This is a genomic window from Glaciecola petra, from assembly GCF_031846345.1.
GTDB lineage: Bacteria > Pseudomonadota > Gammaproteobacteria > Enterobacterales > Alteromonadaceae > Glaciecola > Glaciecola petra.
On the sequence record NZ_JAVRHX010000005.1, the window covers coordinates 140310 to 164807 of the forward strand.

21 protein-coding genes are annotated in these 24498 nt (G+C 41.3%); 15 read left to right on the top strand and 6 right to left on the bottom strand.

The genetic code is table 11. The annotated features are described in order from the left end of the window. Window positions 1-127: 127 nt before the first annotated feature. On the bottom strand, window positions 128-1150 hold the full coding sequence (locus tag RM552_RS15020; protein WP_311369687.1) for a 5'-methylthioadenosine/S-adenosylhomocysteine nucleosidase family protein: 1023 nt from the start codon (window positions 1148-1150) through the stop codon (window positions 128-130). A gap of 183 nt (window positions 1151-1333) precedes the next feature. On the opposite strand from RM552_RS15020, the gene RM552_RS15025 reads away from it, so the two are divergent. After that, the gene (locus tag RM552_RS15025) at window positions 1334-2164 is read left to right on the top strand and encodes a MurR/RpiR family transcriptional regulator (RefSeq protein ID WP_311369688.1); all 831 of its coding nucleotides are present in this window, start codon (window positions 1334-1336) and stop codon (window positions 2162-2164) included. Window positions 2165-2189: 25 nt separating this feature from the next. On the opposite strand, the gene RM552_RS15030 is transcribed toward RM552_RS15025, so the two are convergent. The 3 genes from RM552_RS15030 to RM552_RS15040 form a co-directional block, all read right to left on the bottom strand. Then, window positions 2190-3518 carry an NCS2 family permease gene (locus RM552_RS15030; protein WP_432277233.1) on the bottom strand — a complete coding sequence of 443 codons (1329 nt, stop codon included), beginning with the start codon at window positions 3516-3518 and terminating at the stop codon, window positions 2190-2192. 19 nt (window positions 3519-3537) lie between these two features. After that, window positions 3538-4899, bottom strand: coding sequence for an 8-oxoguanine deaminase (locus RM552_RS15035; RefSeq protein ID WP_311369689.1), 1362 nt, complete (start codon window positions 4897-4899; stop codon window positions 3538-3540). Window positions 4900-5113: 214 nt separating this feature from the next. Further along, complete coding sequence (locus RM552_RS15040) at window positions 5114-6484, bottom strand: uracil-xanthine permease family protein (RefSeq protein WP_311369690.1); 1371 nt, start codon at window positions 6482-6484, stop codon at window positions 5114-5116. A gap of 247 nt (window positions 6485-6731) precedes the next feature. Between RM552_RS15040 and RM552_RS15045 the strand changes: the two genes are divergently transcribed. From RM552_RS15045 to RM552_RS15070, 6 genes are all read left to right on the top strand, one after another. Beyond that, a complete protein-coding gene (locus RM552_RS15045) occupies window positions 6732-7982 on the top strand; it encodes an amidase (protein WP_311369691.1) in 1251 nt (416 codons plus the stop codon). Continuing rightward, window positions 7979-9610: a gamma-glutamyltransferase family protein gene (locus RM552_RS15050; protein ID WP_311369692.1), complete on the top strand. Its 1632-nt coding sequence runs from the start codon at window positions 7979-7981 to the stop codon at window positions 9608-9610. Before RM552_RS15045 ends, RM552_RS15050 begins: the two co-directional genes overlap by 4 nt. Window positions 9611-9637: 27 nt before the next feature. Next, window positions 9638-10456: a sulfite exporter TauE/SafE family protein gene (locus RM552_RS15055; protein ID WP_311369693.1), complete on the top strand. Its 819-nt coding sequence runs from the start codon at window positions 9638-9640 to the stop codon at window positions 10454-10456. Window positions 10457-10552: 96 nt separating this feature from the next. Continuing rightward, window positions 10553-11734, top strand: a complete 1182-nt coding sequence (locus RM552_RS15060) for a pyridoxal-phosphate-dependent aminotransferase family protein (RefSeq protein WP_311369779.1) — start codon at window positions 10553-10555, stop codon at window positions 11732-11734. Window positions 11735-11737: 3 nt separating this feature from the next. After that, the gene (locus RM552_RS15065; protein ID WP_311369694.1) at window positions 11738-13012 is read left to right on the top strand and encodes an allantoate amidohydrolase; all 1275 of its coding nucleotides are present in this window, start codon (window positions 11738-11740) and stop codon (window positions 13010-13012) included. Further along, entirely contained in the window at window positions 13009-13368 is a 360-nt protein-coding gene (locus RM552_RS15070; protein ID WP_311369695.1) for an AraC family ligand binding domain-containing protein, read from the top strand. Before RM552_RS15065 ends, RM552_RS15070 begins: the two co-directional genes overlap by 4 nt. Window positions 13369-13388: 20 nt before the next feature. Here the strand turns inward: RM552_RS15070 and puuE are convergent, their stop codons facing one another. Beyond that, the gene (gene puuE / locus RM552_RS15075; RefSeq protein ID WP_311369696.1) at window positions 13389-14297 is read right to left on the bottom strand and encodes an allantoinase PuuE; all 909 of its coding nucleotides are present in this window, start codon (window positions 14295-14297) and stop codon (window positions 13389-13391) included. Next, window positions 14294-14950 (bottom strand): TetR family transcriptional regulator C-terminal domain-containing protein, encoded by a 657-nt coding sequence (locus RM552_RS15080; RefSeq protein ID WP_311369697.1) that lies wholly within the window; start codon window positions 14948-14950, stop codon window positions 14294-14296. The genes puuE and RM552_RS15080 overlap by 4 nt, the downstream gene beginning before the upstream one ends. Before the next feature lie 236 nt (window positions 14951-15186). Here RM552_RS15080 and xdhA point away from each other — a divergent pair, with 236 nt between their 5' ends. The 8 genes from xdhA (at window position 15187) to RM552_RS15120 (ending at window position 24474) form a co-directional block, all read left to right on the top strand. Beyond that, a complete protein-coding gene (gene xdhA, locus RM552_RS15085) occupies window positions 15187-16674 on the top strand; it encodes a xanthine dehydrogenase small subunit (RefSeq protein WP_311369698.1) in 1488 nt (495 codons plus the stop codon). Then, window positions 16667-19030 (top strand): xanthine dehydrogenase molybdopterin binding subunit, encoded by a 2364-nt coding sequence (xdhB, locus tag RM552_RS15090; RefSeq protein ID WP_311369699.1) that lies wholly within the window; start codon window positions 16667-16669, stop codon window positions 19028-19030. Before xdhA ends, xdhB begins: the two co-directional genes overlap by 8 nt. Beyond that, window positions 19021-19863: a xanthine dehydrogenase accessory protein XdhC gene (xdhC, locus tag RM552_RS15095; RefSeq protein ID WP_311369700.1), complete on the top strand. Its 843-nt coding sequence runs from the start codon at window positions 19021-19023 to the stop codon at window positions 19861-19863. The genes xdhB and xdhC overlap by 10 nt, the downstream gene beginning before the upstream one ends. Further along, complete coding sequence (gene uraD, locus RM552_RS15100) at window positions 19860-20378, top strand: 2-oxo-4-hydroxy-4-carboxy-5-ureidoimidazoline decarboxylase (RefSeq protein WP_311369701.1); 519 nt, start codon at window positions 19860-19862, stop codon at window positions 20376-20378. The genes xdhC and uraD overlap by 4 nt, the downstream gene beginning before the upstream one ends. Before the next feature lie 63 nt (window positions 20379-20441). Next, window positions 20442-20765 carry a hydroxyisourate hydrolase gene (gene uraH, locus RM552_RS15105; protein ID WP_311369702.1) on the top strand — a complete coding sequence of 108 codons (324 nt, stop codon included), beginning with the start codon at window positions 20442-20444 and terminating at the stop codon, window positions 20763-20765. After that, window positions 20765-22132 (top strand): guanine deaminase, encoded by a 1368-nt coding sequence (gene guaD, locus RM552_RS15110; RefSeq protein ID WP_311369703.1) that lies wholly within the window; start codon window positions 20765-20767, stop codon window positions 22130-22132. The genes uraH and guaD overlap by 1 nt, the downstream gene beginning before the upstream one ends. After that, window positions 22119-23336: a urate hydroxylase PuuD gene (locus RM552_RS15115; protein ID WP_311369704.1), complete on the top strand. Its 1218-nt coding sequence runs from the start codon at window positions 22119-22121 to the stop codon at window positions 23334-23336. The genes guaD and RM552_RS15115 overlap by 14 nt, the downstream gene beginning before the upstream one ends. 16 nt (window positions 23337-23352) lie before the next feature. Continuing rightward, window positions 23353-24474 carry a hypothetical protein gene (locus RM552_RS15120; RefSeq protein ID WP_311369705.1) on the top strand — a complete coding sequence of 374 codons (1122 nt, stop codon included), beginning with the start codon at window positions 23353-23355 and terminating at the stop codon, window positions 24472-24474. Window positions 24475-24498: the final 24 nt, after the last annotated feature.

Consider the following 24498-nt stretch of genomic DNA (forward strand, 5'->3'; position numbering starts at 1 on the left):
AAATTTGAGGAAAACTGAATATTTAGAAGTAAATTAAAAGTAGGCTAAAGTAAAGGTGCGATCAAAATGTGTGCAGACGCATAAAGTCTGCACTATATAGGAGCATTTTATACGGAAATTTAGATAGCTACTTTGTGTTCTCTGTCGTCACAATCTGATCGAGTAAGCCCATCATTAATTTAGTACCCGTACCCGACGCGATTGCATCATACACATTTTCAACATTCTTGCCGTGCTGGCCACCTGCTAAATCGCTTACTGAGCGAATAATCACCCAGTCCACGTCATTGATAAAACAAACCATACCAACGGCTGCAGATTCCATTTCGGTTACCTCTGCATTAAACACATCTCTGAGCCATATTCTATATTCACCATTATCAGCAAATACAGACCCAGTCACACCATTACCACCAATACTCACGCTAATCGGCTTTCCAGATGGCATGGTGATCTGCTCAATAGTATCCAAAGCTTTTTGGCTAAGGTCTAATAAATGTGGCGTTGCTGAAAAATATGGCATTTGTTTGGGGCTTTCCCATCCTTCTTTTATCACTGCCATTTCTTCAGGGTGGATCATGCCAAAGTTCTTATATTTTGGCATATTAGGATCCTCAAGTTCTCTAGCTTTGTAGCGTTTTAACGCGTTTTCGTAATAATCGGGTAATAAATATTTACCCGCGTTTTTAATGTCGGGATTAACATAGACCGATTCGTCATGGAAGTACCATCTTGCTGGAATAGCAATATCTCCTGGCTCAAAACTTGGGTTTATCGCGCCAGCAATTCCCATCATCACTACCTTATCTATAGGGAAGTAATCTAAGGCCATTTGCATAGTCATAGCAGCATTCGGCACGCTAATACCGGTAGTAAATATCACAACTGGCTCACCTTTATAGCTGCCTATTTGATACCTAACGCCTTTAATATTCATGACTTGGTCGATCTTAACGTCGTCCAGTTTTGCAAATGCTTTATCGATAGCTTCGATTTCAGGTTCATAAGCAGATACGATTGCGGTCCATTTATTCTCGACATCAAAAGTACGCGGACCATATTGAATATCAGATGTTTGCGCAAAGGCGGCGGTCTGCAACAAAACAGAGTGGGTCAAGATAAGCAATGCAGTGTAATACCAAGTTTTCATAGCGTTAATCCCTTTATGTTTAATTATAGTTTTTCTCAATCTGCAGGTTAAATTTGCTTCTTGATACATCATGCAAAGCACAAAAGATGCCAACTACATTCTTTTACAAAGCATTAGACATTGTTATTGCGCAGCTATGACCCTACGAGTACTATAGAAATTAATAAACAACTAGGATTAAGTGTGCTAAAAAAACTAGGCATTGACCAGTCTATTGTGCAAATGTATGGGGAGTTATCCCCTTCGGCGCGCAAGATTGCAAATTATATTCAGCGACATCCGTTCGCTATTTTAACTATGTCAGTCGCCGATATAGCGGCTGCTAGCAAGACTTCAAAAGCAACCGTCAGTCGTTTTTTTAGGCAATTGGGTTACCGTTCACACCAACAAGCTAAAGAAGAGCTGCTCAAGTTAAGGGAAGGAGGCTTGCCCTTGGCTAAAGCTGAAGAAATTGAAAATGATCAGCTCTGCAACGACCTAAAATTACTAAAAAATACCTTCGACGGTATTGAGGCATCGCAATTAATAAATATAACTAAGCTAATTGTGACTGCACCAAAGATTTCCATTATTGGATTTCGTAATAGCTATCCCCTTGCGCTGCATTTTAGACAGCAACTAAAGCAAATTAGAGGGGCTGTTCGAATACTACCTCAACCGGGTCAAACATTATCAGAAGAACTTGTCGATTTGGAAAAAGAAGACCTTGTCATTTTACTTGGCTTTAGGCGCAGACCCAAAGGCTTTGGGCAATTAGTCGAAAGTCTCAAGGGTAAATCAATAATCTTATTAACCGATCCGAGTGGACAAATCTTTAACCAACAGGTTGAGCATATATTGGTGTGTCATTTAGGGAATGATAATGCGTTTGATAGTTACAGTGCACCCATGAGTGTGATTTCTATGCTTTGCAATAAGGTCTATCAAAGCATCAACAAAAACGGCGAAGGGCATCGCCGTATTGAAAAAATATCAAGTCTTTATAAGCAGTTAGACGAGCTGTCCGCAAAGTAGAGTATATTATTATTGCTTGGCTTAGTTAGCCTAGCTCAAATAAATATCGACCTAGAAATACCATGGCTAATATATAGGTAATCAAAGAAACTTTCTTATATTTGCCTGTACCAACCATTATCCCAACATAAGTAATAAAGCCTAATGCGATACCTTCACTGATGCTAAAGGTTAATGGCATCGCTAGCATGGCAATGGTAGCAGTAGCCAATGAAGGCATATCGTCAAAATCGAGCTGGCGGAATGACTCCATCATAAATATACCCACCATAATCAAAGCGGGTGTTGTCGCCATAATAGGTATGATTTTCATCAGCGGTGTTAAAAACAAAGCAAACAAAAAGCATAAGCCTACAACAACCGATGTCAGGCCTGTTCGTCCTCCTGCAGAGACTCCAGCCGCAGATTCAACATAAGAGGTTACTGGTGATGTTCCAAGCGCAGCACCCGCTACGCTTGCAGTTGCATCAGCTGTCATTGCAGGACCAATTTTAGGTAAATTGCCCTCGCTGTCGACTAGCTTAGCTTTTCGAGAAACGCCAATCAAAGTCCCGATCGTATCGAACATGTTGACAAATAGTAGCGCAAAAATAAGGTCCCAGGTATGAGCGAAGTTTTCAATAGGATACATAATATCCATTGCAAAGAACGTGTCACTAATACTCTCAGGTAGACCCACAATACCTTCAGGCGTTGCCGTTAGAACACCGTCTCCTACTGGAATAAAAAAGCCGATAATTGTCAATACAATAACAGATATAAGAATCGCGCCAGTGATGTTTTTTGATACCAGCACAATCGTACCAACAATTCCGATTAAAGCGAGCATGGTGGCGGGTTCTGACAAGTTACCTAAGGATACAAATGTGGCGGGATTATCAATAACAATGCCTGCATTTTTTAAACCAATAAACGCAATAAACAAACCTATGCCGCTTTGTACTCCAATTTTGAGTGCATTGGGTATCGCTTCAGCAATTTTCTTACGAACCCCTAATAAAGATAAAATTAGAAATAAAATCCCATTCCAAAATACAATACCAAGTGCCGCTTCCCAGGGGACTTCGCGAGTGATACATATAGTAAACGCAAAAAACGCGTTCAAGCCCATGCCTGGCGCCATTGCAATTGGGTAATTTGTCATTGCGGCCATTAATAAAGTACCAATACAAGCAGCTAGCGCCGTTACCGTTATAAGCCCCGCAACAGGCATACCACTAGCGGCTAATATATTTGGGTTAACTACTAAAATATAAGACATAGCCGCAAAGGTAGTTAACCCTGCTATGCATTCATTCTTGATATTTGAGCCTTTTTCGCTCAGTTTAAAAATTCGGTCTAATAATAAGGTCATAATGTCAGTCTATTTAGTTTTAGTTTGCTGTTTGTAGCTTACTAGCAAAACTTTTGTGTTGATCCATAAGCGCTTGCGCATCTATATACTTGTGTTGTCCATCTTCAACTATCCACTTACCCGCAACCATAAGTTTATCAACCTCATGTGCGCCACATTGAATAAGCGCAGCTATTGCATCACCGGTGCCACTAAAGCGTAGATCGTTTAAATTAAATAAGGCTAAATCTGCTTGTTTTCCTACAGCTATTTCACCAATGTCTGGCCTATGCAAAACACTCGCTGAGCCTTTTGTCGCTAAGTGCAATACACCCTCGGCAGTGATTTTTGCTGCGCCATATTTTAAGCGCTGCTGTAGTAAGGACTGACGTGCTTCCTGGATCATATTTGAGCAATCATTTGAAGCTGACCCGTCTACCGCTAATCCAACGCGACAGCCTGCTTTTTGGAGCGCAAGTGTTGGGCAAATACCGGAAGCTAAAAGCATGTTAGAACTAGGGCAATGAGCAATACCGATGTTTGCTTTGCCCAATCGACTAATTTCGTCTGCGTTAAAGTGTATGCCATGAGCAAGCCAAGTGCGCTCGTTTAACCAGCCACAACTTTCTAAGTAATCAAGCGGTCGCATACCAAATTCGCGAATGCAAAATGCGTCCTCGTCTTCTGTTTCGGCTAAGTGTGTATGCATCAAAACATCAAGTTTATCAGCCAAAATAGCAGTCTCTTTCATTAACTCGGTAGAAACGGAAAAAGGCGAACATGGGGCAAGTGCTATTTGTGTCATAGCGCCCTCATGTCGTTGGTGGTAGGCAGAAACAACGCGTTCACTGTCTTGTAGAATGACGTCTTCTTGTTGAATGACTTTGTTTGGTGGTAGACCGCCATCACTTTCGCCTAAACTCATGGAGCCTCGAGTTAGATTAGCACGACATCCAAGGTCGGCTAATGCCTCAATTTGTATGTCAATGCTGTTTTCTAAACCTTTGGGAAATACGTAGTGGTGATCGCATACCGTGCTTGTGCCTGACAACATCAGCTCAAGCGAAGCCAGTTGCGTCGCCGCCGAAAGCATTTCTGAGTCTAGGTTTTTCCATACTTGATAAAGTGTTTTCAGCCATGGAAATAAAGGTTTGTTTAAAGCTTGAGGCACACATCGAGTGAGCGTCTGATAAAAGTGATGGTGAGTATTAATTAAACCAGGTGTTATTGCCATATCACGACAATCAATAACATTTTCAATTGTAGAAACCGGCTCACAACCTTTGCCGACTAGCTCAATAATTTTATCATTCTTAATGACAATGCCATTAGATGCATCGAGGTCGTTAGCTGTATAAATACCCGCGGGGTGTTTTAACCAAATAGTGTGGATTGTCTTCATCTTATGTGTTGTCTCTGCACACAACGCAGATTATGTATTTTCATTATTTATTTAATATTTTAACGTTATTCTGTAGAAGCATATTATGAATATATCAGCAATACTTATGCCAAGCATAATTTTGTTGACCAAGCGGTCTATTCTTAATGTTACATGCAGGTTTTTTTGGTTTTCGCTCTTTAATAGTGAATTATTCGCACCATAAAAGTGCATTTTAGTCATTAATCTCTTTTTTGTGTTCGGGTAAAAGCAAGCTCATTAAGATGGCGATGAAACCTGCAGTAGTGACAGACGATGACAAAATGTTTGAAACATAATCGGGTAATCCCTGAAGTACGTCGGGTACCATCAATACACCAAGTCCTGAACCAAGAGATGTCGCAATAATCAATGACTTACGCCGGTCAATAGGTTCACTAGCTAATATTTTTATCCCACCTACGGCTATAGTTGCAAACATTACCAGTGTTGCTCCACCTAAAACAGATTTAGGAATTACCTGTAAAAGCGCACCTAACATAGGAAACAGCCCTAATAAAATCAATATGCCGGCTACATATAAACCAACATGCCTGCTAGCGACTCCAGTCATTTGAATCACAGCATTGTTTTGTCCAAAAGTGGTATTAGGAAAGGTGTTAAATATCGCAGCGATGGCTGAATTTATACCGTCAGCAAGAATACCGCTTTTAATTCTTTTTAGATAACTAGGACCTTTAATGGGCAATCCACAAAACAAGCTGTTAGCAGTTAAGTCACCAGAGGTTTCTAATGCGGTCAAAAAATAAATTAACGCAATGGGAATAAACAAGTTGATATCAAAATCAATCCCATATTTGAAAGGAATAGGTATGCTGAATAAGGCTTGTGAATTCAGGGATTCAAAAGAAACTGAGCCTAAAAAATAGGCAATTAACGTCCCTAAAATCATGCCTACCATTATACCTGATAATCTTACCCAAGGGTTATTAGAAACATTCATTGCTACGATGATGACTAAAACAAAAATACCCAACAAAATATTATCGCTTTGGCCAAAATTTTCGCTACCATAGCCGCCGCCTAAATCGGTCATCCCGACTTTAATCAGACTAATACCGATAGTTGTAATGACAATGCCGGTGGTTAGAGGAGTAATAATCCGTCTAATTTTTTCAACAAATTGACTGACAATAATTTCGATGAAGGCGCCCGCTAAGCAAATTCCATAAAGGGTTGCGAGAATCTCCTCTTTACTACCGCCTGCATTTTTTACTGAAAACCCCGCTATCAACAATGCGCTAATAAACGCAAAGCTTGTGCCTTGTACTGCAATAAGACCACAACCTATTGGACCAATGGTTTTTGCTTGAATAAAAGTAGCAATGCCAGACACGAACAAGGCCATGCTAATCAAATAAGGTATCTCTGAGGCTAAGCCAAGTGCACTTCCAATAATTAGGGTAGGAGTAATGATCCCCACAAAGCATGCCAAAATATGCTGCATAGCCGCAGTAATACTGTGCTTTACCGAAGGAACATCATCTAATGCAAACAGTATTTCTGAGCTAGCCTTTTGAGATATTCTTTCTTCATGCTGTGACATATGACCGATTTATTCCTAGTTATTGTTTGTTTCTTTTTAAAGGCATCATGCAAGAATCCTTCCTATTGCTAAAAAGTTGAATCAAATGGCAATGAGAACACTCGACCGACGGCGGTGTGTTGTGGAAAAGAATTCGGTGGAGGCCTAATTTTTGCTTACGGTAGTTATTACGTGACAAATTATCCTTTTGTTTCACTTGACAAATAAGTGAAACAATTGTTTCATTGCATTCCATTTAAGGAAAAAAATGATTAATGTTTCTTCAACAGCATTTGTGAACACAAGTTCTTTGCCTAACTTAAGGCTTGAGTATGGCAAAAAGAATTTACCTAAGCTTTTTGCAAAGTCTGAACAAATAAAGGGTTTGCGTTTAGCGGTGAAAGATTTATTTCATGTACAAGGTATTCCGACGTCGGCAGGAAATCCTTGTTGGTTAGAAACACATGAAGTACCAGCTGTTACTAATAATGCGGTGAAAACACTTCTATCTTATGGCGCGATATATCAAGGTAAAACATTGACCGATGAACTGGCATACAGCTTAAATGGTCAAAATACGCATTACCCTGCCTTATTAAATCCGCTTACCCCAGAACGCTTTGCTGGCGGCTCGTCAAGTGGTTCGGCGGTTGCTGTTGCTGCAAATTTGGCTGATATTGGGTTAGGCACCGACACCGGTGGTTCGATTCGTGTTCCTGCTAGCTACAATGCCTTATTTGGTTTGCGTCCTACGCACGGACGTATCGCTTGCGACAACATGGTAGCGCTAGCACCTTCGTTTGATACCGTAGGCTGGATGTGTAGTTCACTTAAAAACCTTGAATTAATAGCTACTGCCTTATTTCAAGAAACTGCAAGTGAGCAAAATAGGCATGAATTCGACAAACGTGAAAAGATAAACATTGGCGTGATCGAAAATTTGGTTGATATGAGTGAGCAATCGCTACAAATACGTAGCTGGTTGAATGGGCTGAGTTCAACCGAAAAGCAAATTAGCGATATATGCCAAATTGAGACACTTGAAATAGATACAGATACGTTGAAGGTTAGTGAAACATTTAGGATACTACAAGGTTATGAAATATGGCAGCAACACGGGGATTGGATTAACCAACATAGCCCCACTTTTGCTACTGATATCAATGCACGCTTTATGTGGTGTAAAAGCATCACCTTAAATCAATTTTTGCAGGCAAAAGAACAGCGTTTACAAGTTATTAAACAATTAAATGCCGCGCTTGAGCATAATGATGTGCTTGTGTTACCAACCACGCCTGGTAGGGCTCCATTATTAGAAACCAATGTTGAAGCTTTAAATGAGTATCGTAATACCTTGCTTGTGTTTACTGCTTTGGCCGGACTGGCAGGTTTACCTCAGCTACATTTACCGCTTTTTAATATTGATGGTGCGCCATGTGGTTTGTCGTTAATTGCACCAAAAAACCATGATTTACGATTGCTTGCTATTGCAAAAACTTTAATGAAAATACAACAATGAAAAAAATAGAACAAACTCAAATCGCCTTTACCGCCCCCCATTTTGGCGCAACAACCGCAGGCAGAGCCATCTTAGAAGCAGGCGGCACCGCAATTGAGGCTATGGTGGCAGCTGCGGCATCTGTTGCTGTGGAGTATCCGCATATGAATGGCATGGGTGGTGATGGTTTTTGGCTAATTAGTGAACCGGGTAAAAAACCTATCGCAATCGATGCATGTGGTGTAGCGGCGGCGCAAGCTAATGTAGATTATTATCAAGAATACTCAGCTATTCCGAGCAGGGGACCAAAAGCCGCATTGACCATGGCCGGCGCGGTGGCCGGTTGGGAAAAAGCCCTTGAAATAAGCCATCAGTGGCAGCCAAATTTACCGCTCGCTAAATTGTTTGATACTGCAATTGGTCAAGCTCAATGGGGCATTGAAGTTACTCAGAGCATGCATGATGCAAGTGTTAAAACCTTTGATGAATTGTCTGTATTGCCTCACTTTGAACAATTTTTGATAAAAGAAAAAGTGCTTAAAAAAGGAAAAATTCTCAAGCTGCCTAAATTAGCCTCAACTCTTAAATTACTCGCTAAAAACGGTTTGCGTGATTTTTATGAGGGTGCTATCGCAAATTTATTAGCGCAAGATCTGCAAGCTGCAGGCTCGCCCATCACACTTGATGATTTTAAGACTTATCGTGCGCAAACTGTGACACCGCTTTCCCATGAATTGAGTACGGGGACCCTTTACAATTTGCCTGCTCCTACGCAAGGAATTGCTTCGATAATTATTTTAGCGTTATACGATAAGCTTGTGCAAAAATATCCAGACTTAGGTAAAAACGATAACACCCTCGACTTTGAAAAAGAGAGCAAAATGGTGCATTTGCTGGTGGAATGCACAAAACAGGCATTTATCAAGCGCGACCAATTCTTAACTGACCCTTCAAGGCTCAAGATAGATTTATTAATCCTTCTGAGCGATGAAAGTATAGATGACATGCTCGCTAATATTGATGTTGAAAATGCCCTCCCATGGCCCCACCAGGCTAAGCAAGGAGACACTGTTTGGATGAGTGCTTGTGACAGCGAAGGTCGCATGGTGAGTTATATTCAAAGTCTATATTGGGAATATGGCAGTGGAGTGGTGAGTCCTTCAACAGGTATTGTTTGGAACAACAGAGGCACTTCATTTTCGCTTGAAAAAGGCAGTTTGCAACAGTTAGTGCCAGGTTTAAAACCATTTCATACTTTAAATCCAGCCTTTGCAGAATTATCAGATGGACGTCGCATGACCTATGGAACCATGGGTGGTGAGGGACAACCACAAACACAGGCTGCAGTTTTTAGTCGTTTTATTTATCAACAACAGGTTTTGCAAAAGGCCGTCACAAAAGGTCGCTGGCTTCTGGGAAGAACATGGGGTGAGGATTCGCATAACCTCAAATTGGAAGGCGATATTGCAGAGCAAATTGGTGATGATCTAAAACGCAGAGGACATGATGTCGCAATCGTTTCGCCTTGTAACGAATTAATGGGGCATGCCGGCGCTATAGTTTTAGAACCCAATGGTAAGGTGACGGCTGCAACGGACCCTCGGAGCGACGGCAAAGCCTTTTCTGCTAACTTAGAACAGACACCATAAACTACGGAATTTAATAAAGGGAAAAGCATGGATTTTATTCTACAAAATTTGCCGACGATTTTTGCTCTCATGGCGACGGGGGTTTTTGCAGGTTTACTTGCAGGTTTGTTAGGTGTTGGTGGCGGCATTGTTATTGTGCCGGTGCTTTACTTTTTGTTTCAAGCATTTGGTGTATCTCCAGAATCAGCCATGGTAATTGCCACGGCAACCTCTTTAGCGACCATTGTGCCCACCTCAATAAGCTCCATCCGCGCCCATCGTAAAAAAGGTAATGTCGATTTCACTTTACTCAAATTGTGGGCTGGCTTTATTTTATTGGGTGTTTTAGTCGGCAGTTATTTAGTCACAATAGTCAACGGACAATGGTTAACAGTGCTATTTGGCGTGATTGCCACACTTTCAGCTATTAACATGCTATTAGGCAGTAAAAAAGCGATATTTAATAGTTTACCAGGCACAACGGGACAGTCTTTTATGGGCAGTAGTGTTGGCTTGTTCAGTTCTATGGTCGGCATAGGTGGTGGTACCTTAACCGTTCCCATGCTGACATTTTGCAACTATCCAGCGCACAAAGCAGTAGGTACCGCAGCTGCCGTTGGATTATTAATTTCTTTGCCCGCAGCAATTACAATGTTAGTTATTGGGGTAACACCACCCGATGCACCTTTTGGCACATTTGGTTTGGTCAACTTAGTTGGCTTTATTTGCATTGTGCCCTTGACTGTTCTATTTGCTCCTATTGGCGCAAATATCGCAAGTAAATTAGACGCGCAAAAGTTAAAACGAGTGTTTGCAGTTGTTCTGTTAATCACCGGTATTCGCATGCTTGCACAACTTATTATTTAGGACCATTTCATGACATCAAACGCTTCCATACAGGCCCACAACGGCTCAGCGGCATCTTTTCAAGCTCCCCGTCTCGCGCCACCGCCACGCTTGCTTATGGGTCCAGGCCCAATTAATTGTTATCCGCGAGTTTTATCGGCGATGTCTACTCAACTGGTGGGTCAATACGACCCGGTGATGACAGGTTATATGAATGAAACTATGGCGCTTTATCGACAAGTATTTATGACTCAAAATCAACAGACTTTATTGGTTGATGGTACTTCGCGCGCAGGAATAGAGGCAATGATAGTATCTTGCTTAGAGCCGGGAGATAGAGTGTTAGTCCCAATTTTTGGACGCTTTGGGCATTTACTCACTGAAATAGCCGAACGCGTCGGCGCTAAGGTATTCACCATAGAGGTAGCTTGGGGAGAAGTATTTAAAGCAGAACAAATCGAAGCCGCTATTAAACAGTTTGATCCTAAAATGGTGGCGATTGTGCAAGGTGATACGTCTACTACCATGCTGCAACCCCTAGCAGATATTGGCGAAGTGTGTCGTCGCTTGGATGTGATCTTATACTGCGATGGCACTGCCTCTATTGGCGGCAATGCATTTGAAACCGACAACTGGAAAATAGATGCGGTGTCGGTTGGTCTGCAAAAGTGTTTAGGCGGGCCATCAGGAAGTGCACCCATCACCATGGGCGAACGATATTTAGATATTATTAATAAGCGCCGCCATATCGAATTAGGTATTCGTGACGAAAATCACCAGGCAGGACAGAACTCACGTATTCAATCTAATTATTTTGATTTGCCTATGATTATTGACTATTGGGGCGACGAGCGGCTCAATCACCATACTGAGGCTGCATCGATGCTTTATTGCGCTCGCGAGTGTGCGATTAATTTGTTAGATGAAGGCATAGACAATTGTATTGCTAGGCATAAGCTAAATGGAGATGCAATGTTAGCAGGCGTAAAAGGCTTAAATCTAAAACCCTTTGGTGACATAAGCAATAAAATGAATAACGTGGTTGGCGTATATATTCCTGAAAATGTTGATGGTGAGGCAATACGCCATCAGATGCTGCACGATTTCAATATTGAAATAGGCACTAGTTTTGGACCTTTGCACGGCAAAATTTGGCGTATTGGCACCATGGGTTACAACGCTAGGCAAGATTGTGTATTGAGTACCTTGCAGTCACTGGAGAGCGTATTGCGTCGCAATGGGCACAAAATGAAATTGGGTGAAGCAGTAGACGCAGCTTTTTCTGTATACGGTAAATAGTATATGCCTCATACAGACCTTACTACTGACTTTAAAGCCTACGCAGAGCAAGTGATGCAACGCTGTGAGACCTTAGGCAAAATAAGTCAATCTCCAGATTTTGTCGATAGACGTTATTTAACTCCTGAACATAAGCAGGCCAATGAGCAAGTGTCAGAATGGATGCGACAAACCAATATGCAAACGTGGCAAGACGGCGCAGGCAATGTTTGGGGCCGTTATCTCAGCCCAAATAAAAACGCGAAAAGCCTGTTAATGGGCAGTCATCTCGATACGGTTATTAACGGTGGCAAATACGATGGTATGTTAGGGGTAGTTGTGCCTATAGCCTTGGTCCAAGCGCTGCATACTCAGCGTATAACATTGCCCTTTAATCTTGATATTGTTGGATTTTGCGACGAAGAGGGCACACGTTTTGGATCGACTTTACTTGGGAGTCGGGCACTTACTGGTCAATGGCATAACAATTGGGCCGATTTATGCGACGAAGACGGCATCTCATTAAAAAGAGCCATGGTCGATTTTGGTTTAGATTTTGAAGAGGTAATGCAATGTAAACTTTCCCCTTCCAGTTTATTAGCTTTTATTGAACTGCATATTGAACAAGGACCTGTTTTAGAACAGAAAAACTTACCTACAGGCATCGTTAGTGGTATCGCCGGAGCAAAGCGATTGCAGTTTACGATAACAGGGATGGCCGGTCACGCTGGAACAGTGCCGATGGACATGCGCAAAGATGCTTTAATATGCGCAAGTGAAATGATACTAAGCATTGAAAGCGTTGCAAAAGCTAATGACATTGTCGCAACTGTTGGCGCTATTTCTAACAAACCCAATGCAGTTAATGTGATATCCGGCAGCACAGATTTTAGTCTTGATATTCGTAGTAATAATGATGCATTAAGAGATGAAGCATTAGCCGATATACTGCGTTTATGCGAACAAATTGCTAATAAACGTGAACTTACCCTAAAATATCAAATTACACACAGTGCATCGGCAGTTTCCTGCGATGAGTCACTTATCCAAGGGCTTTGTGATGCCACATCAGCATGTAATATAGAGCCACTAAAACTTATTTCGGGTGCAGGACACGATGCTATGGCAATGGCTGATTTATGTCCCATTGCGATGTTATTTACTCGTTGTGACAAGGGTATAAGTCATCACCCGGCAGAAGCGATACAGGCAGAAGATGTTGAAGCTAGTTTAGACGTATTGTTTAATTTTATTACTCACTTTCAAGAAACACAGCAAGCAATGGAGATTAATGGATGATCATACCTCGTATTTACCACACAAAAGAGGGGCTTAGCGCGTTTGGTGAAATAGACATTCCTTTGACCGATGGTGGTCCTATTGGGATGTTGTCAGAAAAATATCCAGCGGGTTCCGTTATTTTTAGGGAAACGCCCGCGGATTATGATTTCAAATGGCATCCAGCTCCTGCACGTCAATTACTTTTTATTATTAGAGGCAGTGCAGAATTTACCGTTTCAAACGGTGAGCAGCGCATATATGGTGCAGGTGATGTATTGCTACTTGAAGATACAGAAGGCCAAGGGCACTGCAGTAAAGCGCTTAATAACGAAGTGCGCCATTCTATATTTGTAACTCTTCCCGAAGCGTTATAGAACCAAAACTAGCGAAATAATTATGATTTTTCATGTGGGAAATGAGTCAACCAGTGTTTCGCGATATCTTCTCGCGTACACACCCAAACATGAGTATGCTGATTAATATATTCGATAAAGCGCAATAAACCAGCTAGCCGTCCAGGACGCCCAATTAGCCTACAATGCAAGCCGATAGATAACATTTTGGGTTGAGTATTACCTTCATCGTATAACACGTCAAAAGCATCTTTTAAATATTCAAAAAAGTGCTGCCCTGTATTAAATCCTTGTGGTGTCGCAAAGCGCATATCATTGGTATCGAGAGTATAAGGCACCATTAGCAAAGGCTTACTGTAGTGTCGGTCGTAATAGGGTAAATCGTCAGCATAGGAATCGGCGCAATACAAGATATCATCTCGCTCAGCTATTAGTGACAAGGTATTTGGGCTAGTGCGTCCAGTGTACCAACCGGCGGGCTTACTACCGACAATGCTTTGATGCAAATTAATCGCTTGGTCTATGAGTTGGCGTTCTTGTTCTATGGGCATATCCTGAAAATGTATCCAACGCATTGCATGACTAGCAATTTCCCAATTTGCATCTATCATCGCTTGCACGGCATCGCGGTGTCGTTGCATCGCCATGGTTACACCAAAAACGGTGACGGGTATGTTGTAGCGAGTAAATAAACGATACAAGCGCCAAAAACCAGCCCGACTACCGTATTCATAAATAGACTCCATGCTCAAGTGCCTGTCAGGGTAGGGTTGAGCCCCGACAATTTCTGATAGAAATGCCTCAGAGTGAGTATCACCATGCAAAATACAATTTTCACCACCTTCCTCATAATTAATCACAAATTGGACAGCAATTTTTGCTTTATCTGGCCAATTAGGGTGAGGCGGTGTTTTCCCATACCCATGTAGGTCTCTCGGATAGTCTGTCATTGTGGTTTCTCCAAAAAATGTGTGGGCACTTTAAGTCCACACCCTTGTAGTATTAATTTGATGACGTGCTGGGTTGCTTCTTGATAATCTGATTTACTCATAGCTTTATTGCGTAAGTCTTTAATTTGAGTTGCAAAGTCTGCGTAATGTTGTGTGCTAGCCCAAATGTGAAACAATAAGTATTCCGCATTAATGGGAGCGAGTTTGCCATTTGCTATCCAAGCGTTTATCACCTTTACACGGCCATCAAACCAAATCTTATGGTTTTGTTTAAAGGTGGCATCAAAGCTTTGTGCGCCATTTAAAATTTCTAAACCAAAAATCTTTGAAGCGTTTGGGTTTTTTCTCGACATTTCCATTTTTTCAGCGATATATTGTGCCAAAGAATGCGCGGGATCATCGTTTTCAGTGACTTGATCAAAGCTCGAATTCCACGTATGTAAAATTTCATTGACCAAGGCTTGATAAAGTGCCAACTTTGATTTGAAGTAATACAAAACATTGGTTTTAGGTAAATTTGCTTGCTTGGCAATCATCTGTATAGAGCCACCTTTGAACCCATTTTGTGCAAATACTTTTTCTGCAGCTTTCAGAATGCTTTTTCTGCGTTTATCACCAATTGAGTTTGTGGCATTTTTTTCTTTTGTGTTCACTTACTTACAACCTGGTAGGTAACTGTTAAATAATAGATTTATAAAGCGTTTGTTTAGTTTTCACGTTTTTAGTTTACACTAACTTTGCTTAAATACATCAAAATATCAAAAAACTAACCAATTGGTCTAGTTTTTGCTTTGATTTCTGGTAATGTGTTTATAAGGTTTTGCGCATTGAGACAATAATGTACATGTAACCATTGACGTAAACAATTACACGATAAAAGTGGTAATCCATGATCCAGTTTTTACTCAACAATGAAGTGGTCAATATTCAGCATGAGAAAGCAGACTTAACAGTCTTGCAATTTCTGCGCGAAAAGCGATCCATGACCGGCACTAAAGAAGGATGTGCATCGGGTGATTGTGGGGCTTGTACTATTGTTACTGCAGATGTCGATGAAAATGGACTCGCACATTATACATCCATAAATAGTTGCATTACGTTTTTGTCAGCATTGCATGGCAAGCAAGTTCTCACTGTTGAGCATTTGCAAAATGAGCAAAACTTGCATCCAGTGCAAAATGCGATGGTAAAGTACAATGGTTCACAATGTGGTTTTTGCACGCCAGGCTTCGTCATGTCTATGTTTGCTTTGTATAAACAAGCCGAGCAAGGTCTTCTCAACAAATCCAGTGATAGTGCAGAACAATCAGCCCCAATAAAAAGACACGAGGTGATTGATGCACTATCAGGTAATCTATGTCGTTGCACGGGCTATCGCCCAATAATTGAAGCTACCTTGCAAGCATGTGATGACGCGAAGGCAGATAAATTTACACAAGAGTGGCCACATACTGTTAAAAAGTTGCTAGCAATTAAGCATGCGGAGGCAGCTGTTGGCACAGCTAATTTGTTGATGCCTAGGTCAAGAGATGAATTGGCTGATGCAATAGCGGCTTACCCAAATGCACCGCTTTTAGCCGGAAGTACAGATCTCGCACTAAGTTCTACACAAATGCTGCAAGATTTGAAAATAATGATAAGTTTAAGCGCTATGTCATCTTTAAAGCGCGTTGAAACCAGTCAAAATATGCTAGTTATTGGTGCAGCTTGCACATTTTCAGAAACAGAAAGCGTCTTATTGCAATACTTTCCAGACTTATTTGAAGTGATCACACGATTTGCTTCTCGCCCAATTCGTAATCAGGCAACTATAGGAGGTAATGTTGCCAATGCTTCTCCAATTGGCGATATGCCACCTGTGTTAATTGCCTTAGGCGCGAAAATAAAGTTAGATAATGGACAAACTACTCGGTTTCTTAATATCGAAGACTTCTTCATTGACTATAAAAAAACTGAGTTAGCGGCCAATGAATGGCTAGATAGTATCCATATACCCCTGCCTAATCCTGATCAATTAATCCGTGTTTACAAAGTATCTAAACGAAATGAAGATGATATTTCAGCAGTCTGTCTTGCTTTAAATCTGCAGCTTGAAGAAGGCTTGATTAAGAATTTTAACGCTGGTTTTGGTGGTGTCGCCGCTATCCCTAGTGCTTGCCAAGCCTTAAATGATGAGTTAGTAAACAAAGCTTGGTCGAGTACAGAAGCTCTCTCTCTTGCTCAACAAATAGTCAAAAATTCATTTGTCCCCATCACTGACGTGAGAGCGAGTAGCCAATACCGTACTCAAATTTTACAAAACCTGCTCCACCGATTTTGGCTTGAAACAAACAGTCATGCGCATAAGATAGCAACGCGAGTAGAACAACATGCGTAAACTAATTGAAGCGAGAGACAGCAAGCAACTTCCCAGTGACCATATAGTCAGTACTAAAGTAAAAAATACGCCACACGAAAGTGCTGTACGGCAGGTTAGTGGCACTGCCCGTTATGTTGACGATATTCCCGAACCCGCAAACCTGCAGCATGCAGCCGTTGGTATGAGTGAGGTTGCAAGTGGCAAGCTTGTTAATATCGATTTGTCTGCAGTTTGGCAAAGTGAAGGTGTTTGTGATGTTATATTGGCCAAAGATGTGCCTGGGCATATCGATATAGGACCTGTATTTAAGGGTGATCCTTTACTCGCTGACGGTGAAATTAAATTCTATGGCCAAGCAGTGTTTGCGGTGCTCGCAAAAACTGTGCAGCAAGCGCGTGTTGCTGCAACAAAAGCAAAAATTGAAATACAACAAACGCCATCGATACTGACAATAAAAAGTGCAAAAAAACAAAATGCTTATGTACGTCCTCCGCATTTTATGAAACGCGGTGATACTAAAACGGCGCTGCAAGATAGTGAGCATATACTTACTGGAAGCCTTACGGTGGGCGGCCAAGAACATCTATATTTAGAAGGCCAAGTTTCTATGGTCATGCCTGAGGAAGAAGACCGTATGTTAGTTTTTTCCTCAAGCCAACATCCAAGTGAAGTACAAAAGTTGGTGGCCGAAGTACTCGGCATAAAATTGCATAAAGTAGTAGTTGATATGCGACGTATGGGTGGGGGGTTTGGCGGAAAAGAAACTCAAGCTGCTCAATGGAGCTGCATAGCGGCTTTGCTTGCCGCACGCAACCGCTGCGCTGTTAAACTGCGCTTACCAAGACAACAAGATATGATCATTACGGGCAAGCGACACCCTTTTGAAAATGAATTTACGGTTGGTTTTAACGCGCAGGGAAAAATTAGCGCGACCGATATTAATTTGCAAGGTAATTGCGGGCATTCGCCTGATTTGTCTGACGCCATTGTCGACAGAGCAATGTTTCATGCCGACAACGCTTACTATTATCCACATTGTGAAATTAGCGGTCATCGTATGCAAACCAATCAAGTGTCTCATACAGCATATAGAGGATTTGGCGGTCCACAAGGCATGATCGTCGCAGAAGCTATATTGGACGCCGTTGCCCGGAAAGTGGGTTTAGATCCTTTAACTGTCCGCAAACAAAATTTATATTCTGATTTTACCGGTGACATGACCCCATATCATATGCAGGTGCATGACAACATTTTACCTGAAATCATCGCCAAACTTGAGGAATCTAGTGATTATTGGTTAAGGCGAGAAAAAATTAAGCAGTTTAACGAGGGCAGTCCGGTAATTAAAAAAGGGCTAGCACTAACACCCGTGAAATTTGGAATTTCGTTTACTGCCAAACATCTCAATCAGGCTGGTGCTTTGGTGCATGTGTATACCGATGGCAGTATACAAGCCAACCATGGTGGCACTGAGATGGGTCAAGGCTTACATACTAAAATTAGTCAAATAGTGGCGACTGAGTTTGGTGTCTCAATAGACGAGGTTGATATTACATCAACGCGCACCGATAAGGTTCCGAATACTTCACCAACGGCGGCATCTAGCGGCACAGATTTAAATGGTAAAGCGGTGCAAAATGCCTGCATTAGTATTAAAAAACGCTTAGCCGAGTTTTTTGCCAAAAAAGTACATGGACAAGCTGAAGACGTCGTATTCATGAATAACAAATTACAATTAGGTGAGCATGCAATAAGTTGGTTTGAAGTGGTACAACAAGCCTATTTTGACCGTATTTCCTTGTCAGCTAATGGTTTCTACAAAACGCCGAAAATCCATTATGACCGCGAAACTGGTCAGGGCCGGCCATTCTTTTATTTTGCTTATGGGGCGTCGGTGAGTGAAGTCAGTATTGATACCCTCACTGGCGAGTATAAGCTTGATAGGGTAGATATATTGCATGATGTAGGAGCCAGTATTAATCCGGCCATTGACAAAGGTCAAATTGAAGGTGGCTTTATTCAAGGGATGGGCTGGTTAACAACCGAAGAACTACTTTGGCAGGACCAAGGTAGACTTATCAGTAATAATTTGGCTACTTATAAAATACCGGCAATAGGCGACACGCCGAAGATCTTTAATGTCGATTTGTTTGAACAAGCAAACATTGAAAACAGTATTTATCATTCTAAAGCGGTGGGGGAACCTCCATTTATGTTGGCAATTTCAGTGTGGTGTGCCATCAAAGATGCAATATCGAGTTTGTCAGAAGGAAAGATTGACCCGCCACTTTCGTGTCCAGCTACGCCCGAAAAAGTATTGCGTTGTGTCATTGAGATGCAAAACGAGCTTGATGGAGGAGTAAAATGCAAATAACTAAATGGTTTGATGCAGTGCAAAGATGTGAGCATGAAGGCAAAAGTTATGTGCTGGTCACTGTTATTAATGCAGCAGGTTCGGCTCCTAGAGAGATTGGCGCCAAAATGGTAGTTTGTGGCGACCTTCAGTTTGACACTATCGGCGGTGGACATTTAGAGTTTGAAGCGATTGCAAAGTCGAGGGCGTTTTTGCTTGAACAAACTCACACTCAGCATATTGAATCCTATCCGTTGTCAAGTAAGTTAGGACAATGTTGCGGCGGGGCGGTTAAACTACTATTTGAAGTGCATGTAAATCATACTCAACATCTGGTTATTTTTGGTGCAGGGCATGTCGCTAAAGCTCTAGTCCCAATATTGGCTCAGCTTCCCTTGCAAATAAAGTGGATTGACAGCCGCCAGGCCGAATTTGATAGTGTTGATACTAGCGTTTTAAACGCAAATGTAGAGCGTATAGTTAGCGATGACCCTTGCGGTGAAATAGCCTTTTTAGATCCTAATAGCTGGGTCATCGTGCTGACCCATAACCATCAACTTGACTATGCAATTGTCGAAAACTGTTTAAAACTGAATCTAGTTCATTATTTGGGCATGATTGGTTCGACAACAAAGGCTAAACGTTTTGTCACTCGATTAAAACATAGAGGATTTTCTGAATCACAAGTTGCTAGTCTTATTAGCCCAATTGGCGAAGCTCTTGTACCAGGCAAAAGACCAATAGAAGTTGCCGTATCAATAAGTGCGCAGATTATTCAGCTGCTAAATGATAAGAAAATTAACGGCCAAGAAATTATATCAAATGACCGAGTAATGGCGCAGAGCACACAATGACTATCACTAGTATTGAACAGCTAAATTTGGCCTCGCCAGAGCAAGCATATGATTGGTTTTTACAAACATGCAGTAGTGAAAAGTGGTGTTATAACATGCTTAATAAACGCCCTTTTGACAACTTGGACGATATTAAAAAGTGCGCAAATGATATGTGGCAAACCATGCAAACAACTGATTTGATGGAAGCATTCAGTGGGCACCCCATGATTGGTGATATGAGCACCTTAAGAGCAAAATATGCAAACACAAGTGCACTTGCGAGTCATGAACAAAGCGGCGTGCAAACGGCGAGCGAAGCCGTATTGGCTGAACTACATGCTAAAAATAAAGCATATTTAGAAAAACATGGCTTTATTTTCATCATATTTGCAAGTGGTCTTAGTGCAAAATCTATGCTTAAGGCCTTACTTGCTAGGTTACCCAACAATACGGCAACTGAACTACAGAATGCAGCTCAGGAACAAATTAAAATCACGGTCAATCGAATTGAAAAAGCACTCAAAGCAGATTAAAAGGTGTCACAGTGATATCGACAGTTTGACACTGATAAATAAACAGGTACAGGATTAGTTTATATGAATACTTTATCAAGCCATGTTCTTGATACAACTAGCGGCAAACCAGCGCAAAAAATGCAGTTATTACTCACCTTGCCCGACGGCTCGACATGTTCTGGTGAGACTAATAGCGATGGGCGTTTTAATCAATGGAACATTGATGATTTTCCAGCCGGCGAATACTGTTTAAGGTTTTTCTGCAAGTCATATTTACTCAGCAAACATGGGCAAAGTTTTTATCCATTTATTGATATTCACTTTGAAATCGAAGAGCAAGGTGGTCATTACCATATTCCTTTGCTGATTTCGCCTCATGGTTATAGCAGTTATCGAGGAAGTTAGTGAACACTAAAGTTGTTTTATATCGAGCAAGTATTTTGCATTTCCCCGAGGCTACTGATGTACCTAGTAGAGATTATGTGCACTTTGTAGATGGCGGTCTTGTAGTAGTAAATGGCAAAATTTTAGCGTTAGATGAATATGCGGTAATTTTTCCTAAGCATCCAACTGCAGAGGTTGTTGATTATCGGGGGCGTTTAATTGTGCCGGGATTTCTCGACAGTCATTTGCATTTTCCGCAAACCGAAATGATTGCAAAATATGGTGAGCAATTATTAGAGTGGCTCGAAAACTATACATTTCCTACCGAAGATAAATTTAAAGATATGAATTATTGTCGATACATTGCGCAGATATTTTTGCGTCAACTTATCGATAATGGCACCACCACAGCGTTGACATTTGCGAGCGTACATTCGCAGTCTGTTGATGCCATGTTTGAAGCAGCTTCACAACTTAATATGGCATTTATTACAGGTAAAGTGTGTATGGATAGACATTGTCCAACTTATCTACAAGACACCGCTAGCAGTGCACAACGACAGAGCGATGACTTAATTCAACGTTGGCATGGAAAAGGCCGAAATTTATATGCACTAACGCCCAGATTTGCGCCTACCAGCAGTCCCGAACAACTTGCCTCTCTTGGTGAGTTAGCGCAACAATACCCTGATGTATTTATTCAAACGCATTTGTCAGAAAATGCGCATGAGGTGGCTTGGGTAAAAGAGCTTTATCCCACTCATACTAACTACCTAGATGTATATGAACATTTTAATATGGTGCGCAAACGTTCTGTCTTTGGTCATTGTTTACATTTAAATAATGACGAATGGGCGCAACTCTCAGAAAGTGGTGCAGTAAGCGCATTTTGCCCTAGCTCCAATTTGTTTTTGGGGAGTGGATTATTTGATATTCAAAGTGCAAAAGAGCACAAAGTCAGTATTGCATTAGCCAGTGATGTTGGGGCAGGCACTAGCTTTAATATGTTAAGAAACTATGGTGATGCTTACAAAATTAGTCAGCTACAGCAATCGCCAATAAACCCTTATGAAGGTTTATATTATATGACTCAAGGCCCAGCCATTGCGTATGACTTAAGTGATAATATCGGAAATTTAAACCCGGGCTCTTATGCTGATTTTGTGGTACTGACACCGCTTGCAAACGAATTGTCTAAATTACGCCATTTGGGCGCAAACACCACAAGCACTGCCACTTCTAATAATGCAGATCAGACTACTGTAGAAAATGCATCTGACATGATATTTGCCCTTAGCATGATTGGAGATGACCGTGCAGTTGAAGCAACATATATTGCTGGCAAACAACAAAAAACACCTATGGAGAATTTGAATGCCTTGGCTTGATTGGATGTCGCTATTTATAAGATGGTTTCACGTAATTGCGGGTGTTGCCTGGATTGGCGCCTCGTTTTATTTTATTTGGTTAGATAACAACCTGCGCACTCCACCTGAATGGAAGCAACAAAAAGGTATCAAAGGAGATTTGTGGGCTATTCATGGTGGTGGGTTTTATGAGGTCGCTAAATATAGTTACGGACCTGAAACCATGCCAACAACACTGCACTGGTTTAAGTGGGAAGCTTATACAACCTGGATAAGCGGTTTTGCCTTATTAATATTGGTCTATTATTTTGGGGCATCCGCGTTTTTAATTGATCCGCGCGTGATGGCGCTTAGTCCGACTATTGCTATTTTATATGGCTTAGGGTTTATTTTTGGTGGCCAAGCAATATACGAGCTAGCCTGTAGAAGCGTTTTAGCTAAACGACCAAAAGTATTTGCTGGATTTTTAATTTTCTTTGTTGTGTTTGCTTGCTGGTTAGCTACTAGCTTATTCAGTGGGCGAGGTGCCTTCATTCATGTTGGAGCCCTTATTGGTACTATTATGGCAGGTAATGTTTTGCTTAATATCATGCCGGCACAACGAAAAATGGTTGCTGCGGTGGCCGCTAAAAAAGAAGTAGACCCAGCTTGGGGAATGGGTGCCAAATTGAGGTCAGTTCATAATAACTACTTTACCTTGCCTTTACTGTTTATCATGATCAGCAACCATTATCCCATGACTTATCAACATCCTCAAAGCTGGCTAGTGCTAGTTGCTTTTATTGGTATATCAGCTTACCTCAGGCACTATTTTAACTTAAAGCACATAGGTGTAAATAAGCCGTCTATTCTAGTCATTTCTACCGTGTTGTTTGCAGCTCTGACCCTTTGGGTATCTTGGCCTCAAGCGCCAAAAAGTGCTGAAAGTGTAGATTCCTCTGAACAAATCGCGGCAGTCAGTCAATTAAACCCTTTAGACAAGAGTGCGTTCGCATTAATTCAAACCCATTGTGTTTCCTGTCATTCGAGCATGCCCACCGACGAAATTTTTAAGGTAGCGCCTTTGGGCGTAATTTTAGATGATTGGGACGATATCAAACGTTACGCACCTCAAATTGCCCAGCGCACAGCCGTTACCAAAGATATGCCTTTGTTGAATAAAACTAATATGACCGAGCAAGAACGCGAGCAAATTGCGCTGTGGTTTGCGCAAATGAATCAATAGCAATAGGACGATCAACATGCACGCCAACCGCCCTTTGTTTAAGCATATTCGAAACCATAGCGCTTTGTTTTCGTCTTTAGCGAATATTCGGAATGAATTTGCTGAGCAGCTTAATCCAAAGTTTCAACAGTTCAATAAAACACCTAAGTTTATTAGTGAAAATGGCAGTCGTTTAAGCATTGAGCCTGAGCGCAGCGTAGTATTAAATAATTATCGTCAGGCAATCGGTTTAAAAACAGTATTAACTGAACAATTAGTGGGTTTTGATATAGTCACTAATAGTGATATTGGCTTTCGATATCCTACTGCAGCACTGGCAGGTTTAGAAGCGCCCTATATTAAGCGATTTCGATCCGAGTACTTTCATCGGGTTGATGAGAAAAGAGATATTTGCCGACCAATAAACTTATCCTATGGGATCAAAAGTCGCGGGAAAGCAGATAATCGAGAAGAATATGAAGTGTGGATACCCGAGCAAGATTTAAAAATTGATCCTGCACCATTATTTATCGATAAATATGCCGAAGATTTACCACAAGCGGTTAGAAAATTTGCATCCGAAACGCCCATAGTGCATGGATGGATGGGGGTTAAACGTTGTGCTTTTGAAGGTATTTATCATCAGCAAAATAAATTTAGTGATATCGCCATTTGCTTATCCTTGTCTTTAGATGCATATAATATAGGGGCAAAACCCGATTTATCTCTTTCAACGAGTCTTAACAGTTCAATTGCAAGGGGAGGTGCAGAAATTGAATGGGAAGTGATCGGTTATTATGCGCCAAAAGGTTATCAGGCTTCACATGATGAAATATGGTCAGCAATTAGTGCTGCGCTTCAGGCCGTTTATGAACCCATAAACAGGGCTTTTCAGCCCTTTATTGTAGCGACAGAAGAAAGTAAAACAGAGCGGATTTTGAGTACCATGCGTCGAGCAGGTGTGACAACAGACTACATAAAAGAGTTAAATTTAAAGCCTTGGGAGTTTTTAGAGACGCAAAGTATAGCGCGAACAAAAAGCCATGATGCTAACCGCAATATTAATTTACTTGGCCGCCTTAATAGACTCTTTTATAACCCTGACATCCCTTTACCTTCATTAAGAGAGATGCATTTTATTGCTGAGCAAAGCCTTTGATTACAAAGTAACAAATCCTAAACC